17 protein-coding genes and 1 tRNA gene are annotated in these 14,780 nt (G+C 66.1%); 9 read left to right on the forward strand and 9 right to left on the reverse strand.

Features of this window, described 5'->3' with window-relative positions; genetic code table 11:
* The first annotated feature begins 319 nt into the window (after positions 1 to 319).
* Together PHA81_RS05245 and PHA81_RS05250 are read left to right on the forward strand one after the other, a co-directional pair.
* Positions 320 to 640, forward strand: a complete 321-nt coding sequence (locus tag PHA81_RS05245; protein ID WP_049909813.1) for a rubredoxin-like domain-containing protein — start codon at positions 320 to 322, stop codon at positions 638 to 640.
* Positions 641 to 649: 9 nt separating this feature from the next.
* On the forward strand, positions 650 to 1,528 hold the full coding sequence (locus PHA81_RS05250) for a ketopantoate reductase family protein (RefSeq protein ID WP_005039865.1): 879 nt from the start codon (positions 650 to 652) through the stop codon (positions 1,526 to 1,528).
* A 24-nt stretch (positions 1,529 to 1,552) separates the two neighbouring features.
* Here PHA81_RS05250 and PHA81_RS05255 read toward each other — a convergent pair whose 3' ends face one another.
* Positions 1,553 to 3,016 (reverse strand): sulfatase, encoded by a 1,464-nt coding sequence (locus PHA81_RS05255; protein WP_273835660.1) that lies wholly within the window; start codon positions 3,014 to 3,016, stop codon positions 1,553 to 1,555.
* Between the two features lie 167 nt (positions 3,017 to 3,183).
* Here PHA81_RS05255 and PHA81_RS05260 point away from each other — a divergent pair, with 167 nt between their 5' ends.
* Positions 3,184 to 4,905 (forward strand): sodium:proton antiporter, encoded by a 1,722-nt coding sequence (locus tag PHA81_RS05260; RefSeq protein WP_049909812.1) that lies wholly within the window; start codon positions 3,184 to 3,186, stop codon positions 4,903 to 4,905.
* Positions 4,906 to 4,981: 76 nt separating this feature from the next.
* Here PHA81_RS05260 and PHA81_RS05265 read toward each other — a convergent pair whose 3' ends face one another.
* Both PHA81_RS05265 and PHA81_RS05270 read right to left on the reverse strand, forming a co-directional pair.
* The gene (locus PHA81_RS05265; protein WP_005039857.1) at positions 4,982 to 5,350 is read right to left on the reverse strand and encodes a NifU family protein; all 369 of its coding nucleotides are present in this window, start codon (positions 5,348 to 5,350) and stop codon (positions 4,982 to 4,984) included.
* Positions 5,351 to 5,381: 31 nt separating this feature from the next.
* A complete protein-coding gene (locus PHA81_RS05270; RefSeq protein WP_005039854.1) occupies positions 5,382 to 5,744 on the reverse strand; it encodes a DUF5783 family protein in 363 nt (120 codons plus the stop codon).
* A gap of 122 nt (positions 5,745 to 5,866) precedes the next feature.
* On the opposite strand from PHA81_RS05270, the gene PHA81_RS05275 reads away from it, so the two are divergent.
* Positions 5,867 to 6,958 (forward strand): aminopeptidase, encoded by a 1,092-nt coding sequence (locus tag PHA81_RS05275; RefSeq protein WP_005039852.1) that lies wholly within the window; start codon positions 5,867 to 5,869, stop codon positions 6,956 to 6,958.
* A gap of 350 nt (positions 6,959 to 7,308) precedes the next feature.
* The gene (locus PHA81_RS05280) at positions 7,309 to 8,409 is read left to right on the forward strand and encodes an aminopeptidase (protein WP_005039850.1); all 1,101 of its coding nucleotides are present in this window, start codon (positions 7,309 to 7,311) and stop codon (positions 8,407 to 8,409) included.
* 6 nt (positions 8,410 to 8,415) lie between these two features.
* Here PHA81_RS05280 and PHA81_RS05285 read toward each other — a convergent pair whose 3' ends face one another.
* Together PHA81_RS05285 and PHA81_RS05290 are read right to left on the reverse strand one after the other, a co-directional pair.
* Complete coding sequence (locus PHA81_RS05285; RefSeq protein ID WP_005039848.1) at positions 8,416 to 9,114, reverse strand: SDR family NAD(P)-dependent oxidoreductase; 699 nt, start codon at positions 9,112 to 9,114, stop codon at positions 8,416 to 8,418.
* Positions 9,115 to 9,507: 393 nt separating this feature from the next.
* Positions 9,508 to 9,582 (reverse strand) — tRNA-Arg (locus PHA81_RS05290).
* Positions 9,583 to 9,665: 83 nt separating this feature from the next.
* Here PHA81_RS05290 and PHA81_RS05295 point away from each other — a divergent pair.
* A complete protein-coding gene (locus PHA81_RS05295; RefSeq protein ID WP_273835671.1) occupies positions 9,666 to 10,247 on the forward strand; it encodes an AAA family ATPase in 582 nt (193 codons plus the stop codon).
* Positions 10,244 to 10,657, forward strand: a complete 414-nt coding sequence (locus PHA81_RS05300) for an RNA-binding domain-containing protein (protein WP_273835673.1) — start codon at positions 10,244 to 10,246, stop codon at positions 10,655 to 10,657. The genes PHA81_RS05295 and PHA81_RS05300 overlap by 4 nt, the downstream gene beginning before the upstream one ends.
* Here the strand turns inward: PHA81_RS05300 and PHA81_RS05305 are convergent.
* The 4 genes from PHA81_RS05305 to PHA81_RS05320 all read right to left on the reverse strand — a co-directional run bounded on the left by PHA81_RS05305 (position 10,641) and on the right by PHA81_RS05320 (position 13,976).
* Positions 10,641 to 11,732, reverse strand: coding sequence for a molybdopterin-dependent oxidoreductase (locus tag PHA81_RS05305; protein WP_005039829.1), 1,092 nt, complete (start codon positions 11,730 to 11,732; stop codon positions 10,641 to 10,643). The two genes, PHA81_RS05300 and PHA81_RS05305, sit on opposite strands and share 17 nt — an antisense overlap.
* Before the next feature lie 60 nt (positions 11,733 to 11,792).
* Complete coding sequence (locus PHA81_RS05310; protein ID WP_005039827.1) at positions 11,793 to 12,776, reverse strand: lamin tail domain-containing protein; 984 nt, start codon at positions 12,774 to 12,776, stop codon at positions 11,793 to 11,795.
* 63 nt (positions 12,777 to 12,839) lie between these two features.
* Positions 12,840 to 13,397, reverse strand: coding sequence for a magnesium transporter (locus PHA81_RS05315; RefSeq protein WP_005039823.1), 558 nt, complete (start codon positions 13,395 to 13,397; stop codon positions 12,840 to 12,842).
* Positions 13,398 to 13,976 carry a magnesium transporter gene (locus tag PHA81_RS05320; protein WP_005039820.1) on the reverse strand — a complete coding sequence of 193 codons (579 nt, stop codon included), beginning with the start codon at positions 13,974 to 13,976 and terminating at the stop codon, positions 13,398 to 13,400. It abuts the gene before it with no gap.
* A 115-nt stretch (positions 13,977 to 14,091) separates the two neighbouring features.
* Between PHA81_RS05320 and PHA81_RS05325 the strand changes: the two genes are divergently transcribed.
* Both PHA81_RS05325 and PHA81_RS05330 read left to right on the forward strand, forming a co-directional pair.
* Positions 14,092 to 14,445 (forward strand): MarR family transcriptional regulator, encoded by a 354-nt coding sequence (locus PHA81_RS05325; RefSeq protein WP_005039818.1) that lies wholly within the window; start codon positions 14,092 to 14,094, stop codon positions 14,443 to 14,445.
* Entirely contained in the window at positions 14,442 to 14,777 is a 336-nt protein-coding gene (locus PHA81_RS05330; protein ID WP_005039815.1) for a type II toxin-antitoxin system PemK/MazF family toxin, read from the forward strand. Before PHA81_RS05325 ends, PHA81_RS05330 begins: the two co-directional genes overlap by 4 nt.
* Positions 14,778 to 14,780: the final 3 nt, after the last annotated feature.

Consider the following 14,780-nt stretch of genomic DNA (forward strand, 5'->3'; position numbering starts at 1 on the left):
CGCTCGCTCACTTCGTTCGCTCGCGCTCAACCCCTCGCAAAAACGTTCATGAAAAACACCCGCTTGTTCGCGCTCCGCGCTCACTCGCGGTAGAACTGCTGGCGCTTTCCGCACTGCCACCGCTGACCGCAAACCGCAACCGCACCGTAGAGAAGCCCTCGGTCGCTCCGCTCCCTCGCCCTTCATCCGCCAGGCCCGCACCACCCCGCAACCGCACAGCACTGCCGAACCCCCTGACACCCGGGGCGGACTCGTTCTTTCGAGCCGTCGGTACAACCAGCGCAAGTGTTTATTACCGCTGCTGCCCAAGTCTATGGGCATGAGTGACATGGGTGAAGAACACGTCAGAGCGTCCGACGGCCGGCGGCTGCGCTTCGAGCAGACGGTGTACGACGAGCACGGCGAGGAGTTGGGAACGATCCGCGGGTTCGACGACGACGGGTTTTACGTGACGGCGGAGGAGGGTATCGTCCCGCTCGAAACCGAACACTCCCGAGGTGCCACGCCAGGCGCGGGCGAGATGGACCTCATGTGGCGATGTTGGGAGTGTGGCGAGGTCGGCAAGATCGACGACATCCCCGAGGAATGCCCGTCCTGCGGCGCACCGAAGGAAGACATCTATTACTGGACCGAGGATTAGCTCCATCGAATGGAGATCGTCGTCTTCGGTGCCGGCAGCCTCGGCAGCCTCGTCGGCGGCCTGTGCGCCCGCGAGCACCGCGTAACTCTCGTCGGACGCGATCCTCACATCCGGGCAGTCCGCGATTCTGGCCTCCACGTCGGCGGTGCGTTCGATTTCACCGTCCGTCCGGCCGCACGTACTGATCCACCTCCTGCTGCCGACCTCGCGCTGGTGACGGTCAAGGCGTTCGACACCGACGATGCTGCCCGCGCGCTCGCCGACTGTGACCTCGACACCGTCTGCTCGCTCCAGAACGGTCTCGGCAACGAGGAAGCCCTCGCCACGCATCTCGACGGCGTTCTCGCGGGAACCTGCACCTACGGCGCGCGATTCGTCGAACCGGGCCGCATCGACTGTACCGGGATCGGCGAGGTCGCGCTCGGCACACCCGACGGCGGTCGCTCGGCACGGGCCGAGCGGGTCGGCCGCGCGCTCCGAGCGGCGGGGATCGAGACCACCGTCGCCGACGACATGCCCCGCCGGCTCTGGAAGAAGCTCGCGGTCAACGCGGGTATCAACCCCACGACCGCGCTCGCACGGGTCGAAAACGGTGCGCTCGCCGCCGATCCACTCCACGGAATCGCCTGCGAGGCTGCCCGTGAGACCGCTCGTGTCGCGCGCGAGCAGGGGATCGATCTCGGGGACGGCGAAGCCGCCGCGGCGCTCGACGCGGTCGTCGGGGCCACTGCCGCGAACTCCTCCTCGATGCTGCAGGACGTGCGTGCGGGCCGGCGGACCGAGATCGACGCGATCAGCGGGGCCGTCGTTGACCGCGCCAGTAGTCCTGTGCCGGTAAGCCAAACACTCGCTGGGCTGGTTCGAGCCTGGGAAACCGCCGAGCGGTAGTCCCGCTCGCCCCGATCGCTTCGATCACTCGATATATCCCAAATCTTCGAGGCGCTGCTTCGCGTCGTCGCCCATCCCCGAGAGCACCGCGTCGTCCTCGACATCGGTCCACGCCTCGCGGTCGGTCTCGAACTCACTGAGGGCGGTTTCGAGGTCTTCGATCACGGGGTCGTCGGTATCGCGGATGTTCTCGGTCTCGCCGGGGTCCTCGTCGAGCCGGTAGGCCTCGTCCGCGATCCGCTCGTTGTGGATGTACTTGCCCGCAGGCCGGCGAGCCGCCCGCATCCGGGAGTAAAACCGCGAGTTCTTCGGGAGGTCGATCCCCGCGTCGCTCGCTTTCCCCTCCAGTTGGTTGAGCTCGACCACCGGGCGGTAGTACTCCACGAACGCGTTCGGCTCGTCGCGGAACCCCTCACCGAGCAGCGACCGCTCGGGATCGAGCGGCACGCCCTCCCCCTCCGCCCCGGCGTGATCGAGCACGGTGTGGTACAGGTCGATGAGTTCGACCTGCTCGTCGTACCGGCCCGGATCGAGGTCGGGATGTTTGACCATGAGCGGGACGTTCACGATCGGGTCGTACACGCCGAACTCGTGGCCGTAGAGGTCGTGTTCGCCGTGGAGTTCGCCGTGATCGGCACAGACCACTACGAGAGTGTCCTCCCACTCGCCGTTCGCCCGCATCCACGAGAATAACCTGTGGAGCTGGTCGTCGACGTGGTGGATCTCGGCGTCGTACAGTCCACCGATTGCCTCCCACTCGTCGTCGTCGATGTCGCGCGCGCCGGCGTTGTACTCCTTCGAGTTCTGGCAGACAGCGGTGGAGTCGACACCGGGGGCGAATTTTTCTCGGTGTTCGTCGGGCGGGTGGTAGGGGAGGTGGGCGTCCATCAGATTGACGAACGAAAAGTACGGCTCGTCGGTCCCGTCGATGAACTCGATCGTCTGATCGATCACTGCGGGCGTCTTCGAGTCCGCGCCGCCGCCGCTCGCGAGGTGTTCGTGGATCGCGTTGCCGACGCCGACGAGCCAGTCCGCGACCTGCCGGAGGCGCTCGCTGTCGTTCATCGTCTTCCACGCCCGCGCGAGCGGCCCCGAGAGGAACTCGCCGGGCATCACTTCGAAGAAGTTGTCTTGACGATCGAACCCGTCGGTGAGGTGGGTGTAGGGGGTGATCCACGCGTTCGAGGAGTAACACGAGCTCGTGTGGGTGGCCGAAAGCGACTCGGCGAGGGTCGTGGCGTCTTCGAGATACGGGTTTTCTTGGGTCGCGCCGTGATCGCCGGGATACAGTCCCGTGAACATCGAGGCGTGGACGGGAAGCGTCCACGGCGCTGGCGCGACTGCCTGCTCGAAGACGGCGGCCTCCTCGGCGAACCGTTCGAGTCCGGGCGTTGTCTCGCGGTCGTAGCCATAGCAGGAGAGGTGGTCCTTCCGGACCGTGTCCATGACGACGAACAGGACGTTCCGGTTCGACGCGCGATCGCTCATACATACCCGTCGCCGTCCCCGCGCATAAATACACGCCGTTCGCGCGTCGCCATCGGATGAACGAGAGCGGTGTCAGCACACCGATGGCTCCGTTCGTTCTCTCGATCGGGACCGACGTGGCACCCGCAAACACGGCGCTTAACATTCTATGTGGAGTATCCGTGGCCATGTTGGCACAGACGGTCGCGACGACCGAGATCGACCTGCTTATCGTGTTCATGATCGCCGCCGGTGTCGGCATCTTCGTCGCGAAGGTCGGTCGGTTTCCCTACACCATCGCGCTCCTGATCGCGGGCTTTGGGATCTCCGTGATTCAGACCGTGACCGGGATCGATCTGTTCCCCTTCGAGCTCTCACACGATCTCATTCTGCTGGCGCTCCTGCCGCCGCTGCTGTTCGAGGGGGCGGCGACGACCGATATCAACTCGTTCCGAGCGAACCTCGTTCCGATCCTCGCGATGGCCGTTCCCGGCCTCGTGGTTTCGGTGCTCGCGCTCGGGTTCGTCGGCCAGCTCGCGTTCGGGTTCCCGCTGTTGATCTCGCTGTTGTTCGCTGCGATGATCCTGCCGACCGATCCGGTGAGCGTGCTCGCGCTGTTCAAGGAGCTCGGCGCGCCCGAGCGGCTCTCCACGCTGGTCGAGGGTGAGAGCCTGCTGAACGACGGGGTCGGCGTCGTGATCTTCACCGCGCTGCTCGCGCTCGCCGAGGAAGCACAGCAGTCCGGCACGCCGGCTGCGGAGCTGTTGACACCCTCTCGGATCGGGTCGACCGTGCTCGACATCGCGATCTCGAGCGGTGGTGGACTCGTCGTCGGGCTCGTCGCCGGCTACGCCGTCTACCGCGTGATGGTCAACCTGGACGAGCACATGACCGAGATCGTGCTCACCCTCATCTTGACCTACGGAAGCTTTCTGCTGGCCGAACACTACTTCCACGTCTCGGGCGTGATCGCGACGGTCGTTGCGGGGCTGCTCATCGGCAACCGTGGCGCGGAGCACGCGATGAGTCCCCAGACCAAGCTCTCGGTGTTCAACACGCTCGAAACGGCTGCGTTCATCACCAACACGTTCATTTTCGTCGCGATCGGCGCGACCACGCCGGTTCGGAACCTCGTCCAGTACGCGGGTCCGATCCTGATCGCGATCCCGCTCGTCCTGGCCGCGCGCGCCGTGGCGGTCTACCCGCTCACCGCGATCGCGAACCAGGTCACCGACCGGAAGGTCCCCCTGAACTACCAGCACGTGATGCTCTGGGGCGGCCTCCACGGCTCGATCCCGATCGCGCTCGCACTGGGGCTGGATGCGTCCGGCCTCGGGGGACCGCTGGTGACTAAGCTGAAGGCGATGGTGTTCGGGGTCGCCGCGTTCAGCCTCGTGGTCCAGGGACTCTCGATGGCGGGACTGCTCGATCGGCTCGGTATCGTCACCCAGTCGGACGACGAACGCCTCTACGAACTCCTCAGCGGCCGCGAACGGGCGACCGACGCTGCGCTCGAAGCCGCCAAAAACCTCCACCGGCGTGGGGACATCCCGGGCAACGTCTACGAGGACTTCACCGCGGAGTACGAGCGCGAGCAGGACGACCTCCACGAGGCGATCTCACAGCTGATGCGGGAGAACCCCGAACTCCGGCGCGAGGAGCTGCTGGTCGGCGAACGCCGACTGCTCCAACGCGAGAAGGGCGCGATCCAGGACGCGATGCGCGACGGCGTCATCGCCGACGACATCGGCGATCGACTGCTCGAAGAGGTCGATCTCAAGCTCGATCGTGTCAACGACGGTCGTAGCACGGTCGACGAACGCGAGGAGAACTACGAGGAGTTCTGGCGAACCCAGGCCAACGAGTTCGGGCTCGACGTCGACCCTCGGCGCGAAGGCGCGGACGACTGACTCGGCCGGGTTGCGACGCTCTCCGTCGTGCCGTGAAAAACGATCGATGGCGAATCGGGGAACGCGCTCGGCGGTCTCAGAACGGGGCTTCGGGTCCTTCGTCGTCGTCACCGCCGCCCTCGCCGGGGAAGGATGGACTCATCCCGCCGCCGCCGAAGCCGGCGTCGCCCGCGCCGCCGCCGTCCATCCCGGTCGAGGCGTTGACCTGCTCGATCTCGGGGATCTCCTTGACCATCCGGCTCTTGATCGCCTGGATCGTCATCGGCGAGATCCCACAGCCCGAGCAGGCACCGCCGAGCGCGACCGTGACCTCGCCGGTCTCGCGGTCGAGGTCCTGAATCGCGGCGCTGCCGCCGTGCATCTGGATCTGGGGGAAGTTCCGGCGCAGGAAGTTCGAGATCTCCTCGCGCAGGTCGTCGTCGCTCCCCTGTGTTTCCGTGCTCATGATCGTGTTTCACGGTACGGTGGCTGTCTTCTTAGGCTTTTGGACTCCCGTCATCGAGCCCAAAAACCGCCATGAGCTCCGTTTCGAGCGTCTCGACGTACTCCGCGAGAACGCGGTCGAGTTTCTCCTCGTCGACCACCACGCCGGTAACGCGCTTGGCGGGATCGTCGGGGAGATCGATCCTGAATCCCCCGTTTCCATCGGTTTCGCCGTTCCCGTCGGCCGCGTCGTAGAACGGCTCGCTCTCGTTCAGCACCTGCTGGTCGATCGCGTGGACGAGATTGGAGTCGTAGCGCTCGCCCATCTGCTCGAAGGCGTTTCGATATGCGGTCTGGAGTTCGGGGAAGTAGTGCTCGTACTTGTCCTCGAACTTTGCGGGACTGAACTCGGTCATGGTCGGTTCGTCGGGCGGGACGGACTAAAGCCAGGCGATCGGTGGGCTGAGTCGCGCTCATGTCCGACGACTCACCCTCTGCGTTCCACAATCGATTTGTGACCCGTGGATGACCGATCGGTATGGATCCGCGCGTCCGCGAGCACGCTGACGTTCTCGTCGAACACTGCTGTGACGTGACTGCCGATGACAACGTCCTGATTCACGCCCCGCCGGCGGCCGAGGATCTCGTGGTCGCGCTCTACGAACGCCTCGGCGAGCGCGGCGCACGACCCGCGCTCCACTGGTCGAGCGGGCGAGCCGGACGGGCGTACGCCCGGGCGATGGACCCCGACGAGTACCGCACCGCCGACCACACGCTCGCCGAGATGGAAGAAACCGATGTCGTGTTCATGATCGGCGGATCGCGAAACACCGCCGAAACCAGCGACGTGGCTCCCGAGATGAGCGCCGCACGGGGCCGGGCCCACGAACCGATCTTCAAGGAACGCCTCGACAAACAGTGGGTCATCACCCAGCATCCGACGGCTGGCAACGCACAGAAAGCCGAAATGAGCACCGAAGCCTACGAGGAGTTCGTCTACCGCGCGGTGAACAAAGACTGGGACGCCCAGCGCGAACTCCAGGCACAGATGGTCGAGATCCTCGATCCCGCCGAGGAGGTCCGGATCGTCTCGGGCGAGACCACCGACATCACGATGTCGATCGACGGGATGGACGCCGCGAACGACGACGGCGAGATGAACATGCCCGGCGGCGAGGCGTTCACCGTCCCGGTACCAGACTCGGTCGCTGGCGAAGTCCGCTTCGACAAGCCGCTCCTCCGGAGCGGTCGGGAGATCGAGGACGCCTTCCTCCGGTTCGAGGGCGGGAGGGTGGTCGACCACAGCGCCGAAAAGAACGAGGAGCTGCTGACGTCGATCCTCGACACCGACGAGGGTGCGCGCCGGCTGGGCGAACTCGGGATCGGGATGAACCGCGACATCGATCAGTTCACGTACAACATGCTGTTCGACGAGAAGATGGGCGACACCGTCCACATGGCAGTCGGGGACGCCATTGGCGAGTGCGTCCCCGAAGACGCCGAGAAAAACGAGAGCGCTCAGCACGTCGACATGATCGTGGACATGAGCGAGGATTCGCGAATCGAAGTCGACGGCACGGTTGTCCAGCGCGACGGAACCTTCCGGTTCGAAGACGGCTTCGAGGGATAACGATCGTCGAGGATGGGGATACTGGGAAAATCGCTCTCAAAACTGCCGCTGACCTGACTCAAACGAGAACCACAACCACAACCGCACCGCAACCACAACCGCACCGCAACCGCAACCGCAACCACACCGCGACAGCCACATACCTCCCCAACCGACTGCGCTCCTCGCTCCCTTCGGTCGCTGCGGTGCTCATCTCTCGCGCGAATCGCGCACTTCGTGCGCTCCCGCGCGCCGACCGTGCCAGTTTCGGTCGAAGATATCGCCCCGGCCGAGTCCTTCGAGTGGTTGAATTTCAATAGTCGAAATCCGGGTTCCGAAAACGGTTTGCACGGTCCAGACGGGGTTCGCGTATGGACCCCCGCATCCGTGAGCACGCCCAGCTCGTCGCCGACGCCGTCGACCTCTCGGCGGGCGACGACTTCGTGATCAAATCCGAACCCCCGGCCGACGACCTCGTTACTGCGCTCTACGAGATCGCCGGCGAGCGGGGTGCGAACCCGCTCGCGATCCGGACGAATCGGAGCGGCCGGGCGATCCGGGCGTATCTCCAGGCGGCAGACGAGTCCGGCGTCGAGTTCGAGACGCCGGGCCACCAGCAGGCGTTGATCGAGGACGCCGACTGCCACGCCGTCATTCGAGCCCACCAGAACGTGACCGAACTCGGCGACGTCGCCAGTGAGACCAACGCGGCCTACGAAAGCGCCCACAGCCCGATCCTCGACGAGCGTCTCGGCGATCGCTGGACGCTGACTCAGTATCCGACTCCCGCGAACGCCCAGCTCGCCGAGATGAGCACCGAGGCCTACGAGAACTTCGTCTACGACGCCATCCTGAAGGACTGGGACGAACAGGAACGATTCCAGGCACAGATGGTCGAGATCCTCGACCCCGCCGAGGAGGTCCGGATCGTCTCGGGCGAGGGTACTGATGTACGGATGTCGGTCGCGGGCAACCACACGATCAACGACACGAACACCAACAACCTCCCCGGCGGCGAGGTGTTCACCGCACCCGTTCCCGACTCCGTTGAGGGAGAGGTTCACTTCGACAAGCCGGTCTACCGCCGCGGCAGCGAGATCACCGACGTCCGGCTGACCTTCGAGGACGGGAGGGTGGTCGAATACAGCGCCGAGAAGAACGAGGATCTCCTGACGTCGATCCTCGACACCGACGAGGGCGCGCGCCGGCTGGGCGAGCTCGGGATCGGGATGAACCGCGACATCACCGAGTACACCTACAACATGCTGTTCGACGAGAAGATGGGCGACACCGTCCACATGGCGGTCGGACGGGCCTACGAGGCGAACGTCGGCGAGGAGAACGAACAGAACGAGAGCGCCCAGCACGTCGACATGATCGTGGACATGGGCGAGGATTCGCGGATCGAAGTCGACGGCGAGATCGTCCAGCGCGACGGAACCTTCCGGTTCGAGGACGGATTCGAGGAGTAGCGCCCGTTAGAACCCCTCGACGTGCGGCCGCAGGTCGAGTTCGAGCGTCCACGCACTCTCGTCTTGCTCGACGAGATGCCAGTAGCTCTCGGCGATGGCGTCGGGATCGAGGTACTCCTCCGAACTCTGGACCTCGCGTTCGGGCGGTCGGATGCCGCCGTCGATGACGACGTGGGCGACGTGGATGCCCTCGGGGCCGAGGTCGCGCGCCATCGACTCGGCCATCCCCCGGACCGCGAACTTGCCCGCCGAGAACGCGAGCGCGCCGTCGTTGCCTCGTACTGAGGAGGTCGCACCGGTGAAGATCACCGTGCCGCCGTCCTCGTCGAGCATGTCCTCGACGGCCTCCTGCGAGCAAAGAAAGCCACCGCGCGCGCCGACCGCGAGCGCCTGGTCGAACTCCTCTACTGAGAGGTCTCGTAGCCCCTTCCATGCGCCGCCGCTGGCGTGGTTCACGAGTACGTCCACGGGGCCGAATGCCTCACGGACGGTCTCGAAGCCCTCTGCGACCGCCTCCGGATCGGTGATGTCGGTCGGCACCGCGAGCGCGTTCCCGGCTGTTTCGTCGAGTTCGTCGGCGAGCTCCTCGACGAATTCCTCTGAGCGAGCGAACAGCCCGATCTTGCAGCCCTCCGCCCCGAACTTCCGGGCGATCGACGTGCCGAGGCCCGGGCCGACGCCCGCAATAACGACTGTGCGTGTCATACTCGAACCAGCAGGCGAGCGGACAAAACCGTTTGGCGGCTGGCGGTGTGGTGGCGGTGCCTGGCGGATGAAGGGCGAGGGAACGAACGGAGTGAGTGACCGAGGGCTCGGGCGGTGCTGTGCGGTTGCGGGGCGGCGCGGAGAGCGCCAACAATTCTACCGCGAGCGACCGCAGGGAGCGAGCGGGCTGACGACTGACCGAAGGGAAGGAGGAGGCTTTTGGTCCAGATTTTGCCAGCGGAGCGAGCGCTAGCGAGCGGAGCGCAGCAAAAGGTGGACGGGCACGACGGGATTTGAACCACGGTCGTTCCACTCGCTTCGCTCGTTTCACTCCCTGATTCAAATCCCGCGTCCGTCGTTCGTCACGCCTCGCTGTCGCTCGGCGATGACTCACGGGCACGACGGGATTTGAACCCGCGACCGTTTGGTTAGAAGCCAAACGCTCTTTCCGGACTGAGCTACGTGCCCCGCTCGGGGATTCGCGCCGTCAGTGAAAAGCAGTCGGGTCTGGTGCGGAACGCTTACCCCCGTCTCCGGCCAACCGGCGCTCAATGGGAGTCATCGGAATCGTCGGGCTGCCGGGCAGCGGCAAGAGCGAGGCCGCGACCGTCGCCCGCGAGGCGGGGGTGCCCGTCGTGACGATGGGCGACGTCATTCGACGCGAGTGTCGCGATCGTGACCTCGATCCCGCGACACACCACGGCGAGGTGGCGAGTGCGCTTCGTGAGGAGGGGGGACTGGAAGCGATCGCCGAGCGTTCGCTGCCGATCATCGAGGACGCACTCGACGACGCCGACACCGTCCTGGTCGACGGCATCCGCTCCGACGTTGAGGCAACACGTTTCGAGACGGCGTTCGGTGAGGCGTTCACGCTCGTGGCGATCGAGGCCCCCTTCGAAATCAGAGCCGAGCGGATCGACGCCCGGGGGCGCGACACCCCGGCCGCGGCGGGCGGCGAGAGCCTCGAAGCGCGCGACGAGCGCGAACGTGGGTTCGGGATGGACGACGCGATCGCGGACGCCGATCTCCGGATCGCGAACATCCACTCGCTCGACACGTTCCACGAGCGGATTCAGGCGCTACTCGATGGACGGACGGACGTGATCGGCGCTGAGCGGGGGACCGAGTCGTGATCTACCGCGTCGACGTGCAGATCACTGCGCCGGTGCGCGACACCGAGGTCACGGATCGGGTCGTCGACGCGGTCGCGAACCTCTTTCCCGAAGCCGACATCGAGCGCGAACCGGGCGAGATCCGTGCCGAAACACACTCGCTCGATCGATTTTCCGAACTCCTCCACCGTCAGGCAATCCTCGACTCCGCCCGGAGCGAGTTCTTCGGCGGCCGTCAGGGCGAAACGGTCTCTTTCGACTTGAAGAAACAGGCCGCCTTCGAGAGTGTGGTCAACTTCGCGGTCGGTGAACCGAGCGAACTCGGCGAGATCCACGTCCGGGTGCGGGTCCACGAGCCGTCGGTTGAGGAATACGTCGATCACGTCGCGCCGTCGACCGAAGACGGGACGCCAGTTACCGACGATCCGTAGCACGGTCCGCGCTCGTCTCGTCGAACCCGCTGACGAAGATCGCCAGCCACTCGCTCGCGTCGCGCTTCCGCCGCACTTCGACCGTCTCGACCCACTTCACCCACTGGAACCCGCGCCGGCCAGGCGCGACGAGCCGGAGGGGGAAGCCGTGACCATGAGAGAGCCGCTCGCCATCGACGTGGGTCGCGAGCAGTGCGTCGCGGGCTTCCTCGATCGGCAGGCTCCAGCGATACCCCGTCACCGATCGGAACGAGATCCACTGCGCCTCGTCCGTCGGTTCGGCGCTATCGAGGAGGTCGCCGACTCGAACGCCCCGCCAGTCGTGTGTCGAGTACCAGCCGCTGGTGCAGTCGAGCACCGTGCGGCGGCCTGCGTCCGAATCGAGCGCTCCACCGTCGAACGCGAGTTCGCGCCCGACCCGGCCGCCGACCTGGAGCTGCCAGTCGTCGGGATCGATCGGATCGGGATCGTCGGCGACCCAGCTCGTGACCGGGAACGCGTTGCCCTCGCCGCTGCCGTCCTCACGCGACCCGGTGAATCGGTGATCCGCGCCCGCGAGCCCGAACAGCTGATTGGCCTCACGCTGGAGCCGCCACGTCAGCGCGCCGAATCCCACGACCGCGAGTCCGCTCAGCGTGGTTCGCCGCCCCGCGAAATCGTCGGTATTCGGGGCGCGAAATCGTCCGCGGAGGTGGACGAGCACGAGTGGCACCACGAGTACCCCGAGTGCCATGTGGACGAACAGTAGCGTCCACGGCCCGACGCCGAGGCGGCCGCCGAACGCCCAGTACGCCCCGGTGGCGAGCGCCGCGATGGCGACGATCCCCAGCAGAATCGAGAGCGGGGTGTGTCGATCCCACGCCACTCGATTGGTCATCCGATGGCGTACCCGCCGGAGCTTCCAGAACAGCAAGAGAACGAGCGAGAGCCCGCCGATCCCGTGGGTCACGAACACCCACGCGTCGCCGGTGCGTCCCGACACGAGACCGAGCAGGCCGGTGGCGACCGCGAAGCAGACGGCGCCGAGGATCGACCAGTCGACCAGGCGCGGCGGGAGTTCGAAACGCGACCCCATCGTTTGGGATACGGGCTCCAGGCGGTTGAGCCCTGCGTCCACTCGTGACGGACGAGCCTCTCAGCCGTACGACCGCTCGGCGACCGTCTCTCCGGCCCCGTTCCGCACCGTCACCGTGTCGCCGTCGTTGTTCCAGACGGCCCCCGACGCACCCCAGTACAGCTTGCTCGCGGTGTTCGCACCGTCCCCCGTGTGGAGCGTAACTCGCTCGCCTGGTCCGAGCGTGAACCCGCTGGGAAGCGTATAGGTATGGTCGGCGGCGTCGCTCACGGTCCAGCCGCCGAGATCGATGCGTGTCTCTTTTCGATTCTCGAATACGATCCGTTCCTCGTTGCGGTTCGCGTTGTCGTTGCCCGGCGCGTCCGCGTCGATCTCGGCGATCACGAGCCCACCCGGCTCCGTCCGAACCCTGGTCGACGGTTCCGGTTCGTCCTCGTCAGTCGCGCACCTCCAGAGTCCGATTCCCTCCTGCCTCGCGCGCGCTTCGGCCCGGTCGAACCGCTCGCGACCCACAAACGAACTCTCGTACACCCGGGCGTACCCCTCGTCGACGAGGCGATAGTTGAGGCTGATCCCGTCGTGGCGGACGAACGCCAGCAGCCGGTCGTAGCGGTCGCGGCGGTCGCCGCCGACCACGAGTCGTACCTGTTCGTCCGCGAGGGTCCGTTCGACGAACGCGCTCGCGTTCCGGCCCGCGTCCCGGAGACAGGCGCTCCCTGCTTCGGTGTCGGGAATCCCCTCGAACTCCGGCGGATCGTTCGCGACGTGGACTTCCGGGGTGTCGACACCGAGCAGCCGGACCGTGTCGATCGTGCCGTTCGAATAGCGGACCTCGATGGTGTCGCCGTCGACGATCCTGGTGACGGTCGCTGCCCGTCCCTTCGCCTGCTCGACGGTCGTTCCGGCTGGCACGGTCGTTTCCGGGACGGTCGTGACGTCCTGCGTTTCGGCTGGCGACTCCGTGGGTTCGGTCGCCCCTGGCGTCGTTCCTGCACAGCCAGCGAGCACGACACAAACGACAAGAACCCACGCGAGGCGGTGCATATCCACACGATCGCGTCATCACTTCTAAACCTTCGGGAGACTTTCGGCGGGCCCGTCTCGGGTTCAGACCACGATCTGGACGATCCCGAACAACACGAGCACGCCGAGCACGTCACAGACGTTCGTCACGACTGGGATCACGATGTCGTCGGGATCGAGTTCGAACCGGTAGGCGGCGTAGGTCGCCACGACGGTGACGGCGACGGCGAGAACAGAAAGCACCGCACCGCTCGCGGTCGCGATCACTACTACCGTCGCAAGCGCGAGGCTCGATCCGGCAGTGAGCGCAGTGAGTACCCACGCACCAGCGCCGACGACCGGAAAGACGGTGAGCGCGAGCCCCACGGTGGCGACGGCGTTGCCCGCGAGGGTGTCGTCGGTCGGCGAAAAGGAGAGCGTGCCGAGGTGGAAGGCGGTCGAGAGCCGCGCGGCGAGCACGCTCCCCAGATTGCCTGCCGTGCCGATCGTGACCGGAACGAGCACGAGCAGCGCGGGGTAGCGGAGCAGGGTGGCTTCGAACGACCCGAGCACGAACCCGCTGCCGAGCTCGACGAGTGTGAGAACAGTTAAAACGGGCAACAGCGCCCGCGTGATCGCCCGGAACGACCACTCGGTCGGCACTCAGCCACCCCCGAGCGCGAGCACGATCCGCACCGCGAGCAACAGGTAGGCGATCCCGAACACGTCGCCCGTGGTGGTGACGAGCGGCCCGACCAGCGTATCGGGGTTGTACCCCCGCCGGTAGCCCGCGAACACCGCGAGCACGACCACCGTCGAGAGCGTCACGCCCGAGAGCAGCCCGGCGAGCACCGCGATCCCGACGAGTGTGGTGAGCGGCGCGGGCGACGCCGAGAGACTCCACAACACCGCGTAGGCCGCGGTCGCGGCGAACGCACTCGCGAGCAATCCGTTCGCGATCGACGCCGCGACCGCCGACCGGAGCCGGGGATCGCCGCCGCGCACCCGTGGCTCGACGAGTCCCTGGTGAAGTGCGGTGGCGATCCGCGCGCCGAGCGAGCTGTAGACGTTGCCCCGGGTCGCGAGTAGCGCGGGCACGAGCACGAGGAGTCCCGGGACCGCTTCGAGTTCGCTTCGCATCCCGCCGAGGACCACGCCCGCGAGAAGGCCGCCGACGAGGCTCGCCGACAGCGCCGGCAGTGCCTCGCGGTAGGCTTCGCGTGCGACCTCGGCGACGCTCATTGGCGTGTCGATACCCGCCGGGAACAAAAATCGGTTCCATCCGCGTGCGACAGCCGACGAGTGTCGTTCGGTTGGACGCCAATACATCTATTACAGTGAGACACGTAGTACAGCCGTGTCGATAGACATCGAACGGTTCGAGGACGAGGATGCGGACGCCCTCGACCGGACCAACGCCGAGCGCGTCGTTGGCTTTCTCGCAACCAACGACGACCGTGCGTGGACGCAGTCAGAAATCAGCGATCGAACGGGTGTCAAACGCGGATCGATCGGTCCGGTGTTGAGTCGCCTCCACGACCGCGGACTGGTCCGCCATCGTGGCCGATTCTGGGCGATCACCGACGACGAGGAACGCCTCACGGGGGCGATAGCGCTTCACCGCATCACCGAATCCCTCGACGAACGGTACGGGAGCGAGAATCGAGAGGCGTGGCTGGAACACGCTGCGGACGACGGAACGACCGAATGAGCCACGACCGCGGCGATGTCGTGTGGAGCGATGACCCGTTCAAAGACGGAACGGCCGGCCGCCCGTGGCTCGTGTTGAACGACGACACCCATCCGTTCGGCGACGAACAGCACATGGCCGTCGCGCTCTCGACCAGCGGCCACGACGCCGCGCTCCCGATTCGAGAGGACGACTGGGTCGAGGGTGGAACACCGAAACGAAGCTACGTGCTCCCGTGGGCGATTCACTCGCCACGACGAGCGGACGTCACCCATCGCCAGGGCCACCTCGCCGATGCTATCGTTGACCGAACCGCCGAGGAACTCCTGACGTACATCGAACCCGGAGCGTAGCGC

The sequence above is a fragment of the Halococcus sp. PRR34 genome (assembly GCF_028617175.1).
In the GTDB taxonomy this organism is placed as follows: Archaea; Halobacteriota; Halobacteria; order Halobacteriales; family Halococcaceae; genus Halococcus; species Halococcus salifodinae.

What these genes read in the sequence shown, in the direction of transcription:
- PHA81_RS05285 (WP_005039848.1), bottom strand. Translation starts at nt 9,114, where the DNA reads ATGACACGCACAGTCGTTATTGCGGGCGTCGGCCCGGGCCTCGGCACG.
- PHA81_RS05270 (WP_005039854.1), bottom strand. Translation starts at nt 5,744, where the DNA reads ATGACCGAGTTCAGTCCCGCAAAGTTCGAGGACAAGTACGAGCACTAC.
- PHA81_RS05245 (WP_049909813.1), top strand. Translation starts at nt 320, where the DNA reads ATGAGTGACATGGGTGAAGAACACGTCAGAGCGTCCGACGGCCGGCGG.
- PHA81_RS05295 (WP_273835671.1), top strand. Translation starts at nt 9,666, where the DNA reads ATGGGAGTCATCGGAATCGTCGGGCTGCCGGGCAGCGGCAAGAGCGAG.
- PHA81_RS05260 (WP_049909812.1), top strand. Translation starts at nt 3,184, where the DNA reads ATGTTGGCACAGACGGTCGCGACGACCGAGATCGACCTGCTTATCGTG.
- PHA81_RS05265 (WP_005039857.1), bottom strand. Translation starts at nt 5,350, where the DNA reads ATGAGCACGGAAACACAGGGGAGCGACGACGACCTGCGCGAGGAGATC.
- PHA81_RS05255 (WP_273835660.1), bottom strand. Translation starts at nt 3,016, where the DNA reads ATGAGCGATCGCGCGTCGAACCGGAACGTCCTGTTCGTCGTCATGGAC.
- PHA81_RS05250 (WP_005039865.1), top strand. Translation starts at nt 650, where the DNA reads ATGGAGATCGTCGTCTTCGGTGCCGGCAGCCTCGGCAGCCTCGTCGGC.
- PHA81_RS05320 (WP_005039820.1), bottom strand. Translation starts at nt 13,976, where the DNA reads ATGAGCGTCGCCGAGGTCGCACGCGAAGCCTACCGCGAGGCACTGCCG.
- PHA81_RS05305 (WP_005039829.1), bottom strand. Translation starts at nt 11,732, where the DNA reads ATGGGGTCGCGTTTCGAACTCCCGCCGCGCCTGGTCGACTGGTCGATC.
- PHA81_RS05310 (WP_005039827.1), bottom strand. Translation starts at nt 12,776, where the DNA reads ATGCACCGCCTCGCGTGGGTTCTTGTCGTTTGTGTCGTGCTCGCTGGC.
- PHA81_RS05275 (WP_005039852.1), top strand. Translation starts at nt 5,867, where the DNA reads ATGGATCCGCGCGTCCGCGAGCACGCTGACGTTCTCGTCGAACACTGC.
- PHA81_RS05330 (WP_005039815.1), top strand. Translation starts at nt 14,442, where the DNA reads ATGAGCCACGACCGCGGCGATGTCGTGTGGAGCGATGACCCGTTCAAA.
- PHA81_RS05280 (WP_005039850.1), top strand. Translation starts at nt 7,309, where the DNA reads ATGGACCCCCGCATCCGTGAGCACGCCCAGCTCGTCGCCGACGCCGTC.